Origin of the sequence: Methylomarinovum tepidoasis, from assembly GCF_030294985.1 — a bacterium.
GTDB lineage: Bacteria > Pseudomonadota > Gammaproteobacteria > Methylococcales > Methylothermaceae > Methylohalobius > Methylohalobius tepidoasis.
Genome location: NZ_AP024718.1, coordinates 735,269 through 753,221, shown reverse-complemented (window position 1 = coordinate 753,221; position 17,953 = coordinate 735,269). Strand labels below are relative to the sequence as shown.

Sequence of the window (17,953 nt, the reverse complement as noted above, 5' to 3'; positions counted from 1 at the left end):
CAAACGGGGAAACCGCGATTGAAGCGAAGGAGATGGTCGGGGTGACTGGATTTGAACCAGCGACTTCCGCCTCCCGAAGACGGCGCTCTACCAAGCTGAGCTACACCCCGAATCTGGTCGGATTCAGTAAGACCGTTGCACCGAAAACTCGGCCAAGGCGACCATCGCCTCCTTGAAGGGAGAAGCTGCGATGGGTGCCAGCGCTTCGATCGCGTTGCGCGCTTCGTCTCTGGCACGTTTTTCAGTGTACGCGATCGCGCCGGTGGATTCAACGATTTTGTAGATTTCGGCGAAGGCATCGCGGTTCCCCTCCTCGATGCTGCGACGGATGAGGCCGGCATCGTCCGCCCCAGCCTGCTGCATGGCGTAGATCAATGGCAGGGTCGGCTTGCCCTCGGCGAGATCGTCACCCAGGTTCTTGCCCAGGCTCTCCGGATCGGCGCGGTAATCGAGGGCGTCGTCGATGAGCTGGAACGCCGCGCCCAGGTGCATACCGTAGCGGCGCAGGGCCTCCTCGGTGGCCGGGTCGCTGCCGGCGATGACCGCGGCCAGCTGGGCCGCGGCGCTGAACAGAATGGCGGTCTTGCGCCAGATCACCTCCAGATAGCGTTGCTCGCTGGTGGCCGGATTGTTGACGTTGAGCAGCTGCAGCACCTCACCCTCGGCGATGGCGGTGGTGGTCTTCGACATCACCGCCATCACCCGCATCCGCTGCAGCCGCACCATCATTTCGAAAGCGCTGGAATAGAGATAGTCGCCTACCAGCACGCTGGCGGCGTTGCCCCACACCGCGTTGGCGGTGTCGCGGCCGCGGCGCAGCTCGGATTCGTCCACCACGTCGTCGTGCAGCAGGGTGGCGGTATGGATGAACTCGATGACCGCCGCCAGGGTGATGTGGTCATCCCCCTCGTAGCCAAGCGCGTTGGCCGCGAGTAGATGCAGCAGCGGACGCAGACGCTTGCCGCCGCTGCTGACGATGTAACGGCCGATCTGATTGATGAGCACCACGTCCGAACTGAGCTCCGCCAGAATCAGCCGGTCGACGGCCTCGACCTGGTCGGCGACCAGGGCACGGACCTGTTCGAAGGTTTGCTGCGGGGAAGCGGACGTGTTCTCGGAAACCGTGGCCGTCATTGCGGAAGAAAAACCGTGCTGCGATGGTCGGATGAGTCCTGGAATAATACAACAGGACTTTACCCTTGACCAAATTTAATCACGGCTATAAAATTCCTAGTTTACGTTGGAAGATTGCAACGGCTTGCCAAGGGAGCAGATAGCCATGTACGCGGTAATCAAAACAGGCGGCAAACAGTACAAAGTCGGCACCGGCGACAAGCTCAAGGTCGAAAAGCTCAACGCAGCCGAAGGCGACACGGTGGAATTCGACAAGGTTCTGCTGCTGCGTTCGGACGACAAAATCGAGGCCGGTAAACCTTACGTAGAAGGCCGCAAAGTGGTCGCCCGGGTGATCGCCCACGGTCGCCACAAGAAGATCAACATCCTCAAGTTCAAGCGGCGCAAGCATCACATGAAGCGCCAGGGTCATCGGCAGTATTATACCGAAGTCGAGATCACCGACATTTCTTGATTTTCAGCGGAGGCAACCATGGCTCACAAGAAAGCGGGCGGCAGCAGCCGCAACGGCCGCGATTCGATTTCCAAGCGCCTCGGCGTGAAACGTTTCGGCGGCCAGCAGGTCAAAGCGGGCAACATCATCGTGCGCCAGCGCGGTACCCATTTCCACCCGGGTGAGAACGTCGGCTTGGGCAAGGATTACACCCTGTTCGCGCTGACGGACGGTAAAGTGGTCTTTCAGGTCAAGGGGCCGAAGAAGCGCAAATTCGTCAGCGTCATGCCTGCCTGACGGCGCCACGCCCAAGCGAATCCCAAAGGCCCTGTCACCGACGGGGCTTTTTTATTTGGTGAACCCATGAAATTTGTCGACGAAGCGGAAATCAAGGTCGAAGCGGGCGACGGCGGCAACGGCTGCGTCAGCTTCCGGCGCGAGAAGTACATCCCCAAAGGCGGCCCCGACGGCGGCGACGGCGGGGATGGGGGGGACGTGTACCTGGTCGCCAGTGACAGCATCAACACTTTGGTCGATTTCCGCCACCAGCGTCTGTTCCGGGCCGGTCGGGGCGAAAACGGCATGGGACGGCAGATGACCGGCAAGCGCGGCGAGGACTGCCGTATTCCGGTGCCGGTGGGGACCCTAGTGTACGACGCCGACACCGGCGAGCTCATCGGCGATCTCACCGAGGCAGGTCAGACCCTGCTGGTGGCCAGAGGCGGCCGCCGCGGGCTCGGCAACGTCCATTTCAAAAGCAGCACCAACCGCACTCCGCGCCAGTCCACCCCGGGAACGCCGGGGGAGCAGCGGCGTCTGAAGCTGGAGCTGAAACTGCTCGCCGACGTCGGGCTGCTGGGGCTGCCCAACGCCGGCAAGTCCAGCTTGATCCGCCGGATTTCCTCGGCCCGCCCCAAGGTGGCCGACTATCCCTTCACCACCCTCCATCCCAATCTGGGAGTGGTAAGGGTCGATGCGCTGCGGCATTTCGTGGTCGCCGACATCCCTGGCGTCATCGAGGGGGCGGCCGAAGGTGCAGGTCTGGGGATCCAGTTCCTCAAGCATCTGAGCCGGACCCGGCTGTTGCTCCACGTGGTGGACATCGCCCCCTTCGACGGCCACGATCCTGCCGGGGATGTGCGCCAGATCGAAACCGAAATCCGGCGCTGGAGCGACGAACTGGCGCACAAGCCCCGTTGGCTGGTGCTCAACAAGATCGATCTGGTGCCGGCCGACGCGCTCGAATCCCACCGCCGCGCCCTGGTCGAGGCGCTGGCCTGGGAGGGGCCGGTGTTCACGGTTTCCGCGCTTGACGGTCGCGGCACCCGCGAACTGGTGCTGGCGGTGATGAATTTTCTCGGAGAGGCCGATGCGCAGCCGCGAAGCGTTTCGTCGGGCCAATAAGATCATCGTCAAGATCGGCAGCTCGCTACTGACCGCCGGCGGTCAGGGGCTCGATCACACCGCCCTGACCCATTGGGCCGACCAGATCGCAGCCCTCTGGGACGAGGGCCGTCAAACCCTGCTGGTGTCCTCCGGGGCGGTGGCCGAGGGGGTGGCGCGACTGGGCTGGCGCCGCCGGCCACAGCAGCTCAATCTGCTCCAGGCCGCCGCCGCCGTGGGCCAGGCGGGACTGGTGCAGGCCTACGAATCCCAGTTCCAGCGCCACGGCCGCCGCAGCGCCCAGATCCTGCTGACCCACGAGGACCTCGGCCACCGCCAGCGTTACCTCAACGCCCGCAGTACCCTCACCACCCTGCTGGAATACGGCGTGGTGCCCATCGTCAACGAGAACGACACCGTGGTCATCGACGAGATCCGCTTCGGTGACAACGACACCTTGGCGGCCCTGGTAGCCAATCTGATCGAGGCCGAGCTGTTGGTGATTCTCACCGACCAATCAGGGCTGTTCGACCGCGATCCCCGCGATGATCCGGAGGCCCGCCTGATCGCCGAGGCTTCGGTCAACGATCCGGTGCTCGACCGAGCGGCCGGGGAAAGCCACAGCGGCCTGGGACGCGGCGGGATGATCACCAAAATCCGCGCCGCCCGCCTGGCGGCGCGTTCCGGCACGGCGACGGTGATCGTCGACGGCAAGACGCCGAATGTACTACAGCGGGTGTTGGCCGGGGAGTCGTTGGGCACCTTCCTGATCCCCGACCGCGAACCGCTCGATGCCCGCAAGCGCTGGCTGGTGGGGCAGCGTCAGCTGAAGGGTAAGTTGTGGCTGGATGCCGGCGCGGTGACGGCGTTGCAGGCGCAGGGAAAAAGCCTGCTGCCGGTCGGAGTGAAGCGGGTGGAAGGGGATTTCCGCCGCGGTGACGTGGTGGCCTGCCTCGATCCGGAGGGGCGGGAGATCGCCCGGGGATTGATCAATTATGCCGCCGACGAGGTGCGTCGGATCCAGGGACGCTCCAGCCGGCACATCGCCGAGGTGCTCGGTTACATGGACGAGCCGGAGCTCATCCACCGCGACAATCTGGCGCTGCTCTAGACAATACGAAACCACCGCAGCGCCAGGCGCTGCGGTGGTTGAAATCTTTGCCGTTTCGGTCTTAGGCGGAAGCCTGCTGCGCCAGCGCCTTCAGGCGGGCGTTGAGGCGGCTTTTCTTGCGAGCGGCGTTGTTCTTGTGGATGATGCCCTTGTTGACCATCGAATCGATGACCGGCACCGCCTTGCGGTAGGCTTCCTGGGCCGCAGTCAGATCACCGGCCTCGACCGCCTTGATGACCTTCTTGATGAAGGTGCGCATGCGGCTGCGATGGGATTTGTTGAGCGCGTAGCGCTTCAGGTTCTGGCGCGCGCGCTTTTTTGCAGATGCGATGTTAGCCAAGTCGCTCCCCTATGATTGCCGTTGATTCAGGAAACTTCATATTATCGTGGGCCGTAAGGGCGATGTCAAACGGAGGAAAATGACAAAAGACTTGGTTTTTTTCCCCATCGGCGTATGATGGGAGGTTACTTTCCATTGTGCATATAAGGTTCGTTTCATGCAAGTTTCTGAAAACAAAGTCGTTTCCATCCACTATACGCTGAAAAACGATGCCGGTGAGGTGATCGACAGCTCCGAAGGCCGCGAGCCGCTGACCTATCTCCACGGTGTCGGCAACATCATTCCCGGCCTGGAGAAAGCGCTCGAAGGCAAGGACGTCGGCGAACACGTGGATGTCAGCATCGCTCCGGAAGAAGCGTATGGGGAGCGGAACGACGCCCTGGTTCAGGCGGTGCCGCGCAGCGCCTTCGAGGGTGTGGACGAAATCAAGCCGGGCATGCAGTTCCAGGCCCAGACGCCGGCCGGCATGCAGATCCTCACCGTGGTGAAGGTCGAGGGCGACGAAGTCATCGTCGACGGCAATCATCCCCTGGCGGGGGAAACCCTGCACTTCTCCGTGGACATCACCGACGTGCGCGACGCCACCGAGGAAGAAAAGAGTCACGGTCACGTCCACTGATCGGCTGACCTACCGATCGGATTGTCATTGTCCGGGGCGGGTTCTCCCCCCGCCCCGCTCCTTCCCTCTCCCGCTGCCTTTCTCCTTGTTTCCGTTGTCTTGACGTATTACCCTTAATTCCTTTTTGAACGTTTGCCGTAGGACAACAGGGGCGGCTATCTATGGGAATGGGTAACTGGAAGAGAGGGTTGATCGTCGCCGGCGGCGGTCTTTTGTTCCTGGCGCTGCTGCTGTTGGTGCTGGGGATTCTGTTCAGCCACTTTCTCATCGATCTGTGGTGGTATCTGTCCCTCAACTTCGGCGGCTATTTCTGGCTGCGCCTGCTGTACCGTTACATCCTCGCGGGCGGAGTGACGCTGTTTTTCTTCATCCTTTTTTTCACCAATTTCTGGATCGCCTCCCGTTATCTGGGGCGCAACGCCCGCGGCCGGGTTTCCAACGGCTGGATCCACAAGTTCCAGACCGGAGCGATGGAGGTCTATACGCCCTTGTCGCTGGTGATGGGGATCATTCTGGCGATCCCCTTCTACCAGCAGTGGGAAGCCGGACTGCTGTTCTTCTTCGGCCCCGGGGCCGGGGTGGACGATCCGCTTTACGGTAACGACGTCTCCTTCTATCTGTTCCGGCTGCCGATCTTTCTGATGCTGCAGCGGGGACTGCTGGCCACCTTCCTGATTCTGTTCGTGGGGGTGGGATTCCTTTACTGGCTGGAGAACCGGGTGATTCCGGTCAAGCGGCAGGAATTCCCCGACGGCGTCCGGGTCCATCTGTCGATCCTCGCCTTTCTGTCGGCGTTGGTGCTGGCCTGGGGGCTGATGCTCCAGCGTTTCGCCCTTCTCTACGTGGATGATCACGAGCCGACCTTCTACGGCCCCGGTTTCGTCGAGGTTTACTACCATCTGCCGTTGATCTGGCTGGCGCTGCTCGCTTTTCTGATCGCGGCGGTGGCCTTCATCTTCTATGTCAACCTACGCCGGAGCGTCTATCTGATCGCTGGCATCACCGGTGCGGTGGTGTTTCTCGCCGCTGTCGGCTTGCGTCACGTCGATCTGATCCCGGCAATGCTGAACCAGTACATCGTCAAGGCCAATCCGGTGACCACCGAAGGCCGCTTCATGAAGAACAACATCGAAGCGACCTTGGCGGCCTATCGCCTGGACAAGGCGACGGCAGTGGACTTCGAGGTCAGCCGGCGGCCGGAAACCGACATCGGCGAAGACGTCGCCAGCTACATCAACAACATCCCGGTCTGGGACGAGAATTTCCTCTACGACGTCTATCAGCAGCTCCAGGGGCTGCGGCCCTATTACCGCTTCTCGCCGGTGGACGTGGCCCGCTACACCATCCACGGCCGGGTGCAGCAGGTCAACCTGGCGGCCCGGGAGCTGAACCTGAGCAAGCTGCCGGCCTCGGTGGTGGAAAACTGGGAGAACGTGCACTTGCGCTACACCCATGGCTACGGGGTAGTGATGACCCCGGCGGCCCAGGAAGGCGACCGGCCGATGGAATGGTTCATCCGTGACCTGACCCTGTATTCGCCGGTCGGCTTCAAGATCGACACCCCCGACATCTACTACGGTCAGGAGAATCTGACCTACGCCATCGTTCCCAACGAGCTGGAAATCGCCGAGCTGCCGGGAACCAAGGCGACGCCGCAGAAATACCACGGCGGTGGCGGGGTCGAAATCAAATCTCTGTTCCGCAAGCTGATCGCCGCGGTCTATTTCCAGGATCCCAAGATCTTCTTCTCCATCAACATCGACGAAGAAAGTCGCCTGCGCATCCGTCGGAATATCATCGAGCGGATTCGCGAGCTGACGCCCTACCTGATGATCGACAGCGATCCTTACGTGATCGTCACCGATGACCGTCTCTACTGGCTCATCGACGCCTACACCATTTCCGACTGGTATCCGATCTCCAAGCCTACCACCCTGGAGGGTCTGGAACGGGAGATCAACTACATCCGCAATTCGGTCAAGATCGTCATCGATGCCTACGACGGCCACGTGGATTTCTACGTCGCCGATCCGGAAGATCCCATCATCCGCGCCTATGCCCGCGCCTTTCCGGGGGTGTTCAAGCCCATCGGCGCCATGCCCCACGTGATTCAGACCCAGCTGCGCTACCCGCGCGACTTCTTCCGCATCCAGATGCAGATCTACGCCAAGTACCATCAGCGGGAGCCGGAGCTGTTCTTCCAGCAGGCCGACACCTGGGACTTCGCCAAAGTCAAGGACGTGCCCAAGCTGCCCTACTACCTGACGGTCCAGCTGGTGGAGAAATCCCATCCGCATCTGCAACCCTTCGTACAGATCAGTCCCCTGACCCCGATCGGCCGCGACAATCTGCGGGCGCTGGCGATCGCCGGGGTCCGCGATCTGACCGAAGGGCCCTACGTGCCCGAGCTGGTGGTCTACCAGTTCAAGAAGGAAGTGCAGGTGGACGGACCGGCCCAGATCGACGCCCTCATCGACCAGGACCCGGAAATCTCCGCCGCCTTCACCTTGTGGAACCAACAGGGCTCTCAGGTCAAGCGCGGCCGTATCATCGTCCTGCCGGTGGGGCACTCGGTGCTGTACGTGCAGCCGGTCTATCTGATCGCCGCCGGCGAGACCCGCATTCCGCAGCTGACCCGGATCATCGTCTCCATGGGCAACGTGGTGGTGATGGAGCGTTCCCTCAAAGAAGCGTTCGACAGGTTGCGTCAGGAGTTGCTCGCCAAGACAGTGCGGGAGCTGGAACTGCGCGGGCAGACCCTGGAGGGCGTCAATCCGGGAGCACCGGCGCTACCGCTGCCGGAACCCGCGCGGGAAGCCGTCGTCCCCTGAAATGCAAAAAGCCCGCATAGCGGGCTTTTTGATGGGAGCTGACACGAGAAGGTCTAACGGCTCAGGGTCTTGACGCCTTCGGGGGTGCCGAGCAGGACCACGTCCGCCGGCCGCAGGGCGAAGATGCCGACGGTGACCACCCCGGGAATGTTGTTGATGTTCTGTTCCAGCTCGATGGGTTTGAGGATCTCCAGATTGTGGACATCGATGATCTGGCCGCCGTTGTCGGTAACGTAGCCTTCACGCCACTGCGGCTGGCCGCCGAGTTTGACCATCTGCCGGGAGACGTAGCTGCGGGCCATCGGGATCACTTCGATGGGCAACGGGAAGCGGCCGAGCACGTCCACATATTTGCCCTCGTCGGCGATGCAGACGAACTTGCGGCTGGCGGCGGCGATGATCTTCTCCCGGGTCAGGGCGCCGCCACCGCCCTTGATCAGCTGCAGATGGGGATTGATTTCGTCAGCGCCGTCCACATAGACCTCCAGGTCGCCGACGGCATTGAGGTCGAGGACCGGGATGCCCAGCTTCTTCAGACGTTCGGTGCTGGCCTCGGAACTGGAGACGGCGCCCTCGATTTCGTGCCTGAAATCGGCGAGCAGATCGATGAAATGGTTGACGGTGGAACCGGTGCCGATGCCGAGGATGGGGATGCCGCGCACGTATTCGAGGGCGGCTTCGGCGGCTTTGCGTTTGAGGTCGTCGGCAGAGCTCATGGACATCTCCTTAGGTGTTTCGGAATTTGGAACCGACGATGATAGCGGCCATGGCCGCTGCTTGGCAACGGAGGTTAGCGGCGGGCCAGTTCCAGCAGAAACCGCCAATGCGCCGGCGCCACCGGCATCACCGAAAGGCGATTGCCGCGGCGGAGCAGCGCCAACCCCTCCAGGCGGTCGCCGTGGCGTTTGATTTCCGCTAGGGTGAGGGTGTGGGGGAAACGTTCCGTCAGGCGCACGTCCACCATGAACCAGCGCGGATTTTCCGGCGTGCTTTTAGGATCGTAATAGGAGCTGTCCGGGTCGAAGGCGGTGTGATCGGGGTAGCCGGCACGGACGATTTCCACGGTGCCGACGATGCCTGGCTCCTTGCAGTTGGAATGATAGAAGAAGGCCTGATCGCCCCCTTGCATCCGGTCACGAAGAAAATTGCGGGCCTGGTAGTTGCGAACCCCGTCCCAATGGGTGGTCTGGTCCGGGCAGGCGGCCAGGTCATCGATACCGAAGGTGGTCGGTTCTGATTTCAGCAGCCAGTAACGGCGGGTGGATCGGCTCATGAAGGCGCGGATGGGAAAGGAATGTATCCCCCGCCTGCGCCGTAACGTCCCTTTGCTCTTGAACCGGTCGGTTCAAGTGGGAGCTTCGGTGGCGAATCAGGCTTCCCGCACATGGCGGACATGCACACCATCGCCAGGCACCCGCTCCCAGGGTTTGGAATTAGGCTCAAGAGGTAACCCCGGGACGTTTCGCACGCTGCAGGGGATACTGGTTTAATTGTACACCAAGATGGCGAAACGGGGGCTCAGGATGCGTCTTCTTGCAGAATTCGGGTGACGATCCGGTTCAGGTTCGTAGCCTGGAGGAGGCATCGTGCCGGATCGCTGCACTTATCCGGCCTACGGTGCGCTTGTTAGCCTTGTAGCCCCATGATTTCTTTGAGTATTCATTCATGCGATTGCCCTGTCGATGCCGGGGCCTTGATCGCGATCAGCGACAGGAAGTTGAAGTACTGGAACCACACCTCGACGCTGGTGAATCCAGCCTGCTCGATGCGGTGGCGGTGGACGGCGAGCGGTTCGGGGACCAGCACGTTCTCCAGGGCCGCCCGCTTGCGGGCGATCTCCAGGCCGCTGTAACCCTGGGCGCGCTTGAAGGCGTGATGCAGCTCGGTGAACAGGGCCTGCTGGCGGGGATCTTCGAGGGCGATCTTCTCCGACAGGATCAGCACGCCGCCGGGAACCAGCCCCTGATGAATGCGTGCGATCAGGTCGGCCCGCTGCGGCAAGGGTACGAATTGCAGCGTGAAGTTGAGCACCACCAGGGAGGCGTTGTCGATGCGAACGTCGGCCAGATCGGCGCAGACGGGGCGGACGGGCGTCGGCAGCGGCTCCAGCGCGGCGAGGCGCCGGCGCATCTGCGCCAGCATCGGCCAGGCGTTGTCGACGGCGATGATCTCACAGCCGGGGAGTTGGATCCGCTGCGCCAGCGCCAGGCTCACCGCCCCCAGGGAGCATCCCAGATCGTAGCAGCGGCTGTGGGGACGGGCCAGGCGTTCGCCGAGCAGGCCGATGGCGGTGACGATGGTGCGGTAACCGGGCACCGAGCGCTCGATCATGTCGTCGAAGACTCTGGCGACCCGGTCGTCGAAGCGGAAGGCGGCGACCGGGGTCTGAGGGTCGGCGAACAGACGGTCGCGGGTTTGGTTCAGGTCAAAATCCCGGGAAGACATTGTGCTAATCTAGCGGCTGCCGATGTCATTCAGTCAATAGGGAGGACGCATGAGTCAAGTCGATCTGGCAGCGGTCAAAGCGTATCTGCTGCAGCTTCAGGACACCATCTGCCATAGCCTGGAAAGCGCCGAACCGGTCGCCCGTTTCCAGGAGGACCGCTGGGAGTACGAACACGGCGAAGGGGGCGGCCGGACCCGGGTGATCGCCGACGGCGAAACCTTCGAGAAAGGCGGGGTCAATTTCTCCCATGTCGTGGGGGAGCGGTTGCCGGCGGCGGCCACCGCCCATCGTCCCGAGCTGGCCGGGCGGCGTTTCCAGGCGGTGGGGGTGTCGTTGGTGATCCATCCGTGCAATCCCTACGTGCCCACCTCCCACGCCAACGTACGCTTCTTTCTTGCCGAGAAGGACGGAGCCGAGCCGGTGTGGTGGTTCGGCGGCGGTTTCGACCTGACTCCCTATTATCCCTTCCGGGAGGACGTGATCCACTGGCACCAAGTGGCCCGGGAAGCCTGCGAACCTTTCGGCGCCGACGTCTATCCGCGTTTCAAGCGCTGGTGCGACGAATATTTCTACCTCAAGCATCGCGGCGAGACCCGCGGGGTCGGCGGCCTGTTCTTCGACGATCTCAACGAGTGGGGGTTCGAACGCTGTTTCGCGTTTCTGCGCGCGGTGGGAGACCGCTACATCCCCGCCTATCTGCCCATCGTCGAACGCCGCAAGGATCTGCCCTACGGAGAACGGGAGCGGGAGTTTCAGGCTTATCGGCGCGGCCGCTACGTGGAATTCAACCTGATCTACGACCGCGGTACGATCTTCGGCCTGCAATCGGGGGGGCGCACCGAATCCATCCTCATGTCGCTGCCGCCGGTCGCCAAATGGGGCTACAACTGGCGCCCGCCGGAAGGATCGAAGGAAGCCGAGCTGTACGACTACCTACGCCCCCGCGACTGGCTTGACGAGGGCTGAGGCTTCGGGGCCCTTCTCGAGCGCCTCGCGGTTGCGCTGCGCCAGGCGCTCGATGAGGGCGTCGAGGGAGCCGGTCTGGGCGATTTCCTCGGTGAAGGTGGTGCGGTAGTTCTTCACCAGGTCCACCCCCTCGATGATGACGTCATAGGCCTTCCATTCGTCGCCCTTGCGGATCATGCGGAAGGCGACCTGCGCCGGCTGTTTGCCGGGCTGGACGAACTCGGTCTGCACCACCACCTTCTTTTTCTTCGGATTCCAGTCGCGGATCGGTTTGAAGCGGATCTCCCAGTCGGCGTATTCCCCGTAGGCGGTGGCGTAGGTGCGGATCAGCATGGTCTTGAATTCCTGCTTGAAGCGCGCACGCTGCTCCGGGGTGGCGGTGCGCCAGTATTTGCCCAGCACCAGGGCGGCGAAGCGGTCGAAATCGACGTGGGGTTCGATGTACTTGTCGACGATCTCCACCGCCTTCTTGAAGTCCACCTTGTAGTCGATCCGGCGCAGCTCGCGCTGGATCTGGTCGGAAACCTCTTTGATCAGTTGCTGGGGGGGCAGCAGGTCGTCTTCCGCCTGGATCGGCTCTGCCATGATCATCAGCCCTGCCAGAGCGAGCAGCCAGGCGAGCCAGGTTTTCGTGATCGTCAACTTTTGCATCGAACGCTCCCAAAGGTCCATATCGTGAGAGATTTTGCTTATCATAACCGCGGCGACCGGGATAAACTAGCACCAACACCGCAATCGGATCGACCATGGATAAATATAGCCTACGTTATCCCAGCCATCGTCCCCGGCGTATGCGCCGCGACGCGTTCAGCCGCCGGCTGATGCGCGAGCACCTGCTGACCGCCGCCGACCTGATCTGGCCGGTGTTCGTGTGCGAGGGTGAGAGCGTCCGCGAGCCGGTCCCCTCCATGCCCGGGGTCGAGCGCCTCAGCCTCGACCAGCTGCTGCGGGAGGCCGAGGCGCTGGCGGCCCTGAAGGTGCCGGCCATCGCCCTGTTTCCGGTGGTGCCGGCGGAAAAGAAGTCCGACGACGCTCGCGAGGCTTGGAATCCCGACGGTCTGGTGCAGCGCAGCGTGCGCGCCCTGAAACGGGCCCTGCCGGAACTGGGGATCATCACCGACGTCGCCCTCGATCCCTTCACTTCCCACGGTCAGGACGGCCTGATCGACGCCTCCGGTTACGTGCTCAACGACGAAACCGTCGCCGTGCTGGTGCGTCAGGCCCTGTCCCACGCCGAGGCCGGGGCCGATGTCGTCGCCCCTTCGGACATGATGGACGGCCGTATCGGCGCCATCCGTACCGCCCTGGAGGAAAACGGCTTTCCCCTGACCCGGATTCTGGCCTATTCGGCCAAGTACGCCTCCCACTTCTACGGGCCGTTCCGCGATGCGGTGGGTTCGGCGGCCAACCTGGGCGGCGCCAACAAGTTCACCTACCAGATGGATCCGGCCAACGGCGACGAGGCCCTGCGCGAGGTGGCGCTGGATCTGGAGGAGGGCGCCGACATGGTGATGGTCAAGCCGGGCTTGCCCTATCTGGACGTGGTCCGGCGGGTGAAGGAGACCTTCAGGGTGCCGACCTTCGCCTATCAGGTCAGCGGCGAATACGCCATGCTCAAGGCGGCGGGCCGAAACGGCTGGCTCGACGAACGCAAGACCGTGCTCGAATCCCTGCTGGCCTTCAAGCGCGCCGGGGCTGACGGCATTCTGACGTATTATGCCAGGGACGTAGCGGCCTGGCTGCGGGAAGATCCGCTGGCGGAAAGCATTTGGGAGTGACCGATGAGCGACGAAGAACAAGAACGACCGCTGGAAACCGAGGCGCCGCGTAAGGTGGTGGTCTGGCTCGATGAGGCGGTGCTGATCGTCATGCTGCTGCTGTCGGTCGGCGGGGCGGTGATCACCGACTTCTCCCCCCAGGATGCCTATCTCTACTGGCTGACGATGATTCCGCTGTTCGGGCTGGCGGCGATCGTCGCCGGATGGGCCCAGGCGCGGGTCAAAGGTGAAGTGCACGGTTATCCCATCGGTGCCTTGCTCAAGATTCAGGCGCTGCACTGGGGCGGGGCGCTGTGTACCGTGATCGGCGTCTTCGTGCTGCACTTCGCCCGGGTGCTGAACGAGGAGGCCGCCGCCCTGGTGATGCTGCTGATTCTGGGGTTGGCCACCTTCCTCGACGGCATCCGCATCGGCTGGCGCTTCAGCCTCACCGGGGTTTTCCTGGGCGTTTCCGCGATGCTGATCGCGCTGGTGGAACCATTTCTACCCCTCGTGGTCGGTTTGGCGGTACTGTTCATCATTTATACCATTGTGCGCGGCCGTCGGGAGGCGTGCCGTCTGAGCGAACATGCCTGAACCGGACCGTTACGCTGTCTTCGGCCATCCCATCGGCCACAGCAAATCGCCCCAGATCCACCGGCTTTTCGCCGAACAGACCGGCGAGGCGCTCGTCTACACCGCCCAGGACGTGCCGCCGGAATGCTTCGCCACTGCGCTGCGGACCTTCCGCGCCGGCGGCGGCGCCGGGCTCAACTGCACGGTTCCCTTGAAGGAGCAGGCCTTCGAGGCGGCACAGGTGCTCACCGAGCGGGCCCGCCTGAGCGGGGCGGTGAACACCCTGTGGTGGGACCGGGACGATATCCTGCATGGCGACAATACCGACGGCGTCGGTCTGGTGCGCGATCTGACCGTGAACCTGGAAGTGGCGCTGACCGGAAAACGGGTGCTGCTGCTGGGGGCGGGAGGATCGGCCCGGGGCGTTCTGGGGCCGCTGCTGGCCGAGCGACCGGGGGAGATCGTCATCGCCAACCGTACCGTTTCCCGGGCCGAGGAATTGGCGCGGCGCTTTGCCGCCCTGGGACAGGTGGCGGCGTGTGGCTTTGCCGCACTGGCGGGACGCCGCTTCGATGTGGTGATCAACGCCACTTCCGCCAGCCTGCAGGGGGCATTGCCGCCGTTGCCGGATGACCTGCTGGCGCCCGGGGCGGTCTGCTACGATTTGATGTACGCCGATGTCCCGACGGCGTTCGTGCGCTGGGGCCTCGATCACGGCGCCGGTCTCAGCGTCGACGGCCTGGGAATGCTGGTGGAGCAGGCGGCGGAAGCCTTCCGCATCTGGCGCGGGGTCAGGCCGCAAACGGCACCGGTCATCGCCTGCCTGCGCCGGTGAGGCTGCGGCGGCTGTTTTTGCTCCTGCTGGCGCTGGCGGCGGTCGCCGTGGCACTGCTGCAATGGTACTTGCGCCGCACCTCAGCCGTTTTCATCGAGCCCGGCTCCCGGCTGGAGCGTATCCGCCATGAAGGTAGGCTGCGGGTGCTCACGGTTTACGGCGCGACCACTTACTATCCCCTCGCCAATGGGGGGTTCGCCGGTTTCGAATACGATCTCGTGCGCCGTTTTGGTCAGTGGCTCGGAGTCGAGGTGGCGTTCGTGGCCGCCGACTCGGTGGCCGAGCTGTTGGCCGCCATGCTGGCCGGCAAGGCGGACATGGCCGCCGCCGGCCTGACGGTGACCGAGGTGCGGCGCCGTTACCTGCGTTTTTCCGAGCCTTACCAGTACGTCACCGAGCAGGTGATCTACCGTCGGGGCGCCGCTCCCAGGCCGCGCCGGGTCGCCGATCTCGAAGACCGTTTCATCGAGGTCATGCTCGGTTCCAGCCATGCCTTTCGTCTTGCGCGCCTGCGCCGGGCCCACCGTGCGCTGCGCTGGCGCGAAACCGACGCGACCAGCGAGGAACTCCTGCGTCGGGTCGATGTCGGCCTGACCGATTACACGGTGATGGATTCCAACCAGTTCCGGGTGCTGCAGCGTTTCTATCCCAGTCTACAGGTGGGCTTCGATCTGACCGGGGCGGAGCCTCTGGCCTGGGTTTTCAGCCCCGAGGGGGACGATACCCTGCGGCAGGCGGCCAACCGTTTTCTCGCCCAGGCCCGCCGCGACCGGACTCTGGAATCGCTGCAGGAACAGTACTACGGTCACGTCGATGCCCTGGAATTCGTGGACGTCTGCACCTTCCAGCGCCACGTGCGCCAGCGTTTGAGCCAATATCTGCCCTGGTTCCAGGCGGCGGGAGAAAAATACGGCTGGGACTGGCGCCTACTGGCCGCCATCGCCTATCAGGAATCCCACTGGAACGCCGACGCCCGTTCCCCGACCGGGGTGGAGGGCCTGATGATGCTGACCCGGGACACCGCCCGCCAGTTGGGGATCCGCGATCGCCGGGACCCCAAGGAAAGCATTTTCGGGGCGGCCCGTTACCTCAACCGCCTGAAGGCCAAGATCCCCGCGCGCATTCCCGAGCCCGATCGCACCTGGTTCACCCTGGCGGCCTACAACGTCGGTTTCGGCCATCTGGAAGACGCCCGCATCCTGACCCAGCGGGCGGGGGAAGATCCGGACCGCTGGATGGATGTGAAGAAATACCTGCCGAAGCTGGCGCAGAAACGCTGGTACAGCCGGGTCAAACGCGGCTATGCCCGTGGCTGGGAGCCGGTGCGCTACGTGGAGAACATCCGCAACTATTACGACCTGTTGCTGCCGCTCGACAATCCGGCGCTCAGCGCCGGGCGGCGAAGAACGTTCGCAGCGGTGCCGCGCATTCCTCGGCCAGCACCCCCGCCGTCACCGTCACCCGGTGGTTGAGGAAGTCGGCCTGGTGCAGGGACAGCACGCTGCCGGCCGCGCCGCGTTTTGGGTCGGCGGCGCCGAAGACCAGGCGTTGGATACGGGCGTGGACGATGGCGCCCATGCACATGACGCAGGGTTCGAGGGTGACGTAGAGGGTGGTGCGGGGCAGGCGGTAGTTGCCGAGCGCCCGGCCGCCGGCGCGCAGGGCTTCGATTTCGGCGTGGGCGGTGGGATCGCAGGCGGCGATGGGGCGGTTCCAGCCCTCGGCGACGATACGGTCGTGTTTCACCAGCACCGCCCCGATGGGCACCTCCCCCTCGCTTTCGGCCCGGCGGGCCAGCTCCAGGGCCCGGCGCATCCACATCTCGTCGCGGGGAGTGACGGGGGTCATCGGGTGCGGAAACGCCGTGAATCCTTCCCTGGAGGCTCGGGACTCGGCCGGCCGGGCCGAGTACGTTCCGCAACCGAATCCCTGTCCTCGTGAAAGCCTTTCACTCCCACTCGATGGTCGCTGGTGGTTTGCCGGAGACGTCGTACACCACCCGCGAGATCCCCTTGACCTCGTTGATGATGCGGCGGGAGACGGTGTCGAGGAATTCGTAGGGCAGTTGGGCCCAGCGGGCAGTCATGAAGTCGGTGGTTTCCACCGCCCGCAGGGCGATGACGTAGTCGTAGCTGCGCTCGTCCCCCATCACGCCGACGGACTTGATCGGCAGGAACACGGCGAACGCCTGGCTGACCTGGTCGTAGAGTTCGTGCTTGCGCAGCTCGGAGATGAAGATGTCGTCGGCCAGGCGCAGGATCTCGGCGTATTCCGGCTTCACCTCGCCCAGGATGCGTACCCCCAGGCCGGGGCCGGGGAAGGGGTGGCGGTAGACCATCTCATAGGGCAGCCCCAGCTCCAGGCCAATCTTGCGCACTTCGTCCTTGAACAGTTCGCGCAGCGGCTCGATGAGCTTGAGCCGCATGGTTTCCGGCAGGCCGGCGACGTTGTGGTGGGACTTGATCAGCGACGCCTTGGCAGTTCTGGCCGCCGCCGACTCGATCACGTCCGGATAGATGGTGCCCTGGGCCAGCCATTTGACGTCCTCGAGCTTTTTGGCCTCCTCCTCGAAGATCTCGATGAACAGGTGGCCGATGATGCGGCGCTTCTCTTCCGGATCGGTGACGCCTTTCAGAGCGTCGAAATAGCGTTCGGCGGCATTGACGCGGATGACCTTGACCCCCATGTGTCGGGCCAGGGTGGCCATGACCTGGTCGCCCTCGTGGAGCCGCAGCAGGCCGGTGTCCACGAACACGCAGGTGAGCTGATCGCCGATGGCCTTGTGCATGAGGGCGGCGACCACCGACGAGTCCACTCCGCCGGACAGGGCCAGCAGCACTTTGTCCTTGCCCACCTGCCGGCGGATGTTGCGGACGCTTTCCTCGATGATGTTTTCAGGGGTCCAGACCGGCTCGCAGCCGCAGATGTCGTGGACGAAACGGCCCAGGATGCGCTGGCCCTGCCGGGTGTGGGTGACTTCGGGATGGAACTGAAGGCCGTAAAACCGCCGTGCCTCGTCGGCCATGCCGGCGATGGGGGCGTCCTCGGTCAGGCAGATGACCTTGAAGCCGGGCGGCACTTCCACCACCCGGTCGCCGTGGCTCATCCACACGTCGAGCAGGGCCTCGCCGTCCGGGGTGGTGTGATCCTCGATGCCTTCGAGCAGGCGCGAATGGCCCCGGATCTTGACCTGGGCGTAGCCGAACTCGCGCTTCAACGCCGGTTCCACTCTGCCGCCCAGCTGGGCCGCCATGGTCTGCATGCCGTAGCAGATTCCCAGCACCGGCACTCCCAGCTCGAACGCCACCTGGGGGGCGCGGGGGGTGAAGTCGGCGGTCACGGTTCGGGGCCCGCCGGAGAGAATGATGCCGCGGGGGGAGAAGTTGCGGATCTGCGCTTCGGTCCAGTCGAAAGGATGGATCTCGCAGTACACCCCCAGCTCGCGCACGCGCCGACCGATGAGCTGGGTGTACTGGGAGCCGAAGTCGAGGATCAGGATCTTGTGGGCGTGAATGTCCATGC

Annotated in this window: 19 protein-coding genes, 1 tRNA gene and 1 other RNA gene; 11 read left to right on the top strand and 10 right to left on the bottom strand. The window is 63.7% G+C overall.

Annotated features, from left to right (window positions below):
* Nucleotides 1-33 precede the first annotated feature (33 nt).
* Both MIN45_RS03725 and ispB read right to left on the bottom strand, forming a co-directional pair.
* A tRNA-Pro gene (locus MIN45_RS03725) sits at nucleotides 34-110 on the bottom strand.
* 13 nt (nucleotides 111-123) lie between these two features.
* The gene (gene ispB, locus MIN45_RS03720; protein ID WP_286293458.1) at nucleotides 124-1,134 is read right to left on the bottom strand and encodes an octaprenyl diphosphate synthase; all 1,011 of its coding nucleotides are present in this window, start codon (nucleotides 1,132-1,134) and stop codon (nucleotides 124-126) included.
* 145 nt (nucleotides 1,135-1,279) lie between these two features.
* On the opposite strand from ispB, the gene rplU reads away from it, so the two are divergent.
* The 4 genes from rplU to proB all read left to right on the top strand — a co-directional run bounded on the left by rplU (nucleotide 1,280) and on the right by proB (nucleotide 4,061).
* Nucleotides 1,280-1,588: a 50S ribosomal protein L21 gene (gene rplU, locus MIN45_RS03715; protein ID WP_286293457.1), complete on the top strand. Its 309-nt coding sequence runs from the start codon at nucleotides 1,280-1,282 to the stop codon at nucleotides 1,586-1,588.
* 18 nt (nucleotides 1,589-1,606) lie between these two features.
* Nucleotides 1,607-1,864 carry a 50S ribosomal protein L27 gene (gene rpmA / locus MIN45_RS03710; protein ID WP_286293456.1) on the top strand — a complete coding sequence of 86 codons (258 nt, stop codon included), beginning with the start codon at nucleotides 1,607-1,609 and terminating at the stop codon, nucleotides 1,862-1,864.
* Between the two features lie 66 nt (nucleotides 1,865-1,930).
* Nucleotides 1,931-2,971, top strand: coding sequence for an Obg family GTPase CgtA (cgtA, locus tag MIN45_RS03705; RefSeq protein ID WP_286293454.1), 1,041 nt, complete (start codon nucleotides 1,931-1,933; stop codon nucleotides 2,969-2,971).
* Nucleotides 2,937-4,061 (top strand): glutamate 5-kinase, encoded by a 1,125-nt coding sequence (proB, locus tag MIN45_RS03700; protein WP_286293453.1) that lies wholly within the window; start codon nucleotides 2,937-2,939, stop codon nucleotides 4,059-4,061. Before cgtA ends, proB begins: the two co-directional genes overlap by 35 nt.
* Nucleotides 4,062-4,122: 61 nt before the next feature.
* Here the strand turns inward: proB and rpsT are convergent, their stop codons facing one another.
* A complete protein-coding gene (gene rpsT / locus MIN45_RS03695; protein ID WP_286293452.1) occupies nucleotides 4,123-4,401 on the bottom strand; it encodes a 30S ribosomal protein S20 in 279 nt (92 codons plus the stop codon).
* A gap of 157 nt (nucleotides 4,402-4,558) precedes the next feature.
* Here rpsT and MIN45_RS03690 point away from each other — a divergent pair, with 157 nt between their 5' ends.
* Complete coding sequence (locus MIN45_RS03690; RefSeq protein WP_286293451.1) at nucleotides 4,559-5,020, top strand: FKBP-type peptidyl-prolyl cis-trans isomerase; 462 nt, start codon at nucleotides 4,559-4,561, stop codon at nucleotides 5,018-5,020.
* Between the two features lie 167 nt (nucleotides 5,021-5,187).
* A complete protein-coding gene (locus tag MIN45_RS03685; protein ID WP_286293450.1) occupies nucleotides 5,188-7,851 on the top strand; it encodes a UPF0182 family protein in 2,664 nt (887 codons plus the stop codon).
* Nucleotides 7,852-7,904: 53 nt separating this feature from the next.
* Here MIN45_RS03685 and rpiA read toward each other — a convergent pair whose 3' ends face one another.
* The 4 genes from rpiA to cmoA all read right to left on the bottom strand — a co-directional run bounded on the left by rpiA (nucleotide 7,905) and on the right by cmoA (nucleotide 10,296).
* Nucleotides 7,905-8,567, bottom strand: a complete 663-nt coding sequence (rpiA, locus tag MIN45_RS03680) for a ribose-5-phosphate isomerase RpiA (RefSeq protein WP_286293449.1) — start codon at nucleotides 8,565-8,567, stop codon at nucleotides 7,905-7,907.
* A 74-nt stretch (nucleotides 8,568-8,641) separates the two neighbouring features.
* Nucleotides 8,642-9,124, bottom strand: a complete 483-nt coding sequence (locus tag MIN45_RS03675) for an EVE domain-containing protein (RefSeq protein ID WP_286293448.1) — start codon at nucleotides 9,122-9,124, stop codon at nucleotides 8,642-8,644.
* Nucleotides 9,125-9,147: 23 nt separating this feature from the next.
* Nucleotides 9,148-9,332: non-coding RNA, 6S RNA (ssrS, locus tag MIN45_RS03670), on the bottom strand.
* A gap of 178 nt (nucleotides 9,333-9,510) precedes the next feature.
* On the bottom strand, nucleotides 9,511-10,296 hold the full coding sequence (gene cmoA / locus MIN45_RS03665) for a carboxy-S-adenosyl-L-methionine synthase CmoA (RefSeq protein WP_286293446.1): 786 nt from the start codon (nucleotides 10,294-10,296) through the stop codon (nucleotides 9,511-9,513).
* Between the two features lie 49 nt (nucleotides 10,297-10,345).
* Between cmoA and hemF the strand changes: the two genes are divergently transcribed.
* Nucleotides 10,346-11,263, top strand: a complete 918-nt coding sequence (gene hemF, locus MIN45_RS03660) for an oxygen-dependent coproporphyrinogen oxidase (protein ID WP_286293445.1) — start codon at nucleotides 10,346-10,348, stop codon at nucleotides 11,261-11,263.
* On the opposite strand, the gene MIN45_RS03655 is transcribed toward hemF, so the two are convergent.
* Nucleotides 11,231-11,914 (bottom strand): MlaC/ttg2D family ABC transporter substrate-binding protein, encoded by a 684-nt coding sequence (locus tag MIN45_RS03655; protein ID WP_286293444.1) that lies wholly within the window; start codon nucleotides 11,912-11,914, stop codon nucleotides 11,231-11,233. The two genes, hemF and MIN45_RS03655, sit on opposite strands and share 33 nt — an antisense overlap.
* Before the next feature lie 95 nt (nucleotides 11,915-12,009).
* On the opposite strand from MIN45_RS03655, the gene hemB reads away from it, so the two are divergent.
* From hemB to mltF, 4 genes are read left to right on the top strand one after another with little or no spacing between them, the layout of a single operon-like run.
* Nucleotides 12,010-13,041: a porphobilinogen synthase gene (gene hemB, locus MIN45_RS03650; protein ID WP_286293443.1), complete on the top strand. Its 1,032-nt coding sequence runs from the start codon at nucleotides 12,010-12,012 to the stop codon at nucleotides 13,039-13,041.
* Between the two features lie 3 nt (nucleotides 13,042-13,044).
* A complete protein-coding gene (locus MIN45_RS03645) occupies nucleotides 13,045-13,617 on the top strand; it encodes a hypothetical protein (protein ID WP_286293442.1) in 573 nt (190 codons plus the stop codon).
* Nucleotides 13,610-14,431, top strand: a complete 822-nt coding sequence (gene aroE, locus MIN45_RS03640) for a shikimate dehydrogenase (RefSeq protein WP_286293441.1) — start codon at nucleotides 13,610-13,612, stop codon at nucleotides 14,429-14,431. The genes MIN45_RS03645 and aroE overlap by 8 nt, the downstream gene beginning before the upstream one ends.
* Nucleotides 14,428-15,903 (top strand): membrane-bound lytic murein transglycosylase MltF, encoded by a 1,476-nt coding sequence (gene mltF / locus MIN45_RS03635; protein WP_286293440.1) that lies wholly within the window; start codon nucleotides 14,428-14,430, stop codon nucleotides 15,901-15,903. The genes aroE and mltF overlap by 4 nt, the downstream gene beginning before the upstream one ends.
* Here mltF and tadA read toward each other — a convergent pair.
* Both tadA and guaA read right to left on the bottom strand, forming a co-directional pair.
* Nucleotides 15,818-16,279, bottom strand: a complete 462-nt coding sequence (tadA, locus tag MIN45_RS03630) for a tRNA adenosine(34) deaminase TadA (RefSeq protein WP_286293439.1) — start codon at nucleotides 16,277-16,279, stop codon at nucleotides 15,818-15,820. The two genes, mltF and tadA, sit on opposite strands and share 86 nt — an antisense overlap.
* A 100-nt stretch (nucleotides 16,280-16,379) precedes the next feature.
* Nucleotides 16,380-17,951, bottom strand: a complete 1,572-nt coding sequence (gene guaA, locus MIN45_RS03625; RefSeq protein WP_286293437.1) for a glutamine-hydrolyzing GMP synthase — start codon at nucleotides 17,949-17,951, stop codon at nucleotides 16,380-16,382.
* Nucleotides 17,952-17,953: the final 2 nt, after the last annotated feature.

What these genes read in the sequence shown, in the direction of transcription:
- rplU (WP_286293457.1), top strand. Translation starts at nt 1,280, where the DNA reads ATGTACGCGGTAATCAAAACAGGCGGCAAACAGTACAAAGTCGGCACC.
- rpmA (WP_286293456.1), top strand. Translation starts at nt 1,607, where the DNA reads ATGGCTCACAAGAAAGCGGGCGGCAGCAGCCGCAACGGCCGCGATTCG.
- cmoA (WP_286293446.1), bottom strand. Translation starts at nt 10,296, where the DNA reads ATGTCTTCCCGGGATTTTGACCTGAACCAAACCCGCGACCGTCTGTTC.
- guaA (WP_286293437.1), bottom strand. Translation starts at nt 17,951, where the DNA reads ATGGACATTCACGCCCACAAGATCCTGATCCTCGACTTCGGCTCCCAG.
- rpiA (WP_286293449.1), bottom strand. Translation starts at nt 8,567, where the DNA reads ATGAGCTCTGCCGACGACCTCAAACGCAAAGCCGCCGAAGCCGCCCTC.
- proB (WP_286293453.1), top strand. Translation starts at nt 2,937, where the DNA reads ATGCGCAGCCGCGAAGCGTTTCGTCGGGCCAATAAGATCATCGTCAAG.
- MIN45_RS03690 (WP_286293451.1), top strand. Translation starts at nt 4,559, where the DNA reads ATGCAAGTTTCTGAAAACAAAGTCGTTTCCATCCACTATACGCTGAAA.
- ispB (WP_286293458.1), bottom strand. Translation starts at nt 1,134, where the DNA reads ATGACGGCCACGGTTTCCGAGAACACGTCCGCTTCCCCGCAGCAAACC.
- MIN45_RS03645 (WP_286293442.1), top strand. Translation starts at nt 13,045, where the DNA reads ATGAGCGACGAAGAACAAGAACGACCGCTGGAAACCGAGGCGCCGCGT.
- tadA (WP_286293439.1), bottom strand. Translation starts at nt 16,279, where the DNA reads ATGACCCCCGTCACTCCCCGCGACGAGATGTGGATGCGCCGGGCCCTG.
- MIN45_RS03685 (WP_286293450.1), top strand. Translation starts at nt 5,188, where the DNA reads ATGGGTAACTGGAAGAGAGGGTTGATCGTCGCCGGCGGCGGTCTTTTG.
- hemF (WP_286293445.1), top strand. Translation starts at nt 10,346, where the DNA reads ATGAGTCAAGTCGATCTGGCAGCGGTCAAAGCGTATCTGCTGCAGCTT.
- hemB (WP_286293443.1), top strand. Translation starts at nt 12,010, where the DNA reads ATGGATAAATATAGCCTACGTTATCCCAGCCATCGTCCCCGGCGTATG.
- MIN45_RS03675 (WP_286293448.1), bottom strand. Translation starts at nt 9,124, where the DNA reads ATGAGCCGATCCACCCGCCGTTACTGGCTGCTGAAATCAGAACCGACC.
- aroE (WP_286293441.1), top strand. Translation starts at nt 13,610, where the DNA reads ATGCCTGAACCGGACCGTTACGCTGTCTTCGGCCATCCCATCGGCCAC.
- MIN45_RS03655 (WP_286293444.1), bottom strand. Translation starts at nt 11,914, where the DNA reads ATGCAAAAGTTGACGATCACGAAAACCTGGCTCGCCTGGCTGCTCGCT.
- cgtA (WP_286293454.1), top strand. Translation starts at nt 1,931, where the DNA reads ATGAAATTTGTCGACGAAGCGGAAATCAAGGTCGAAGCGGGCGACGGC.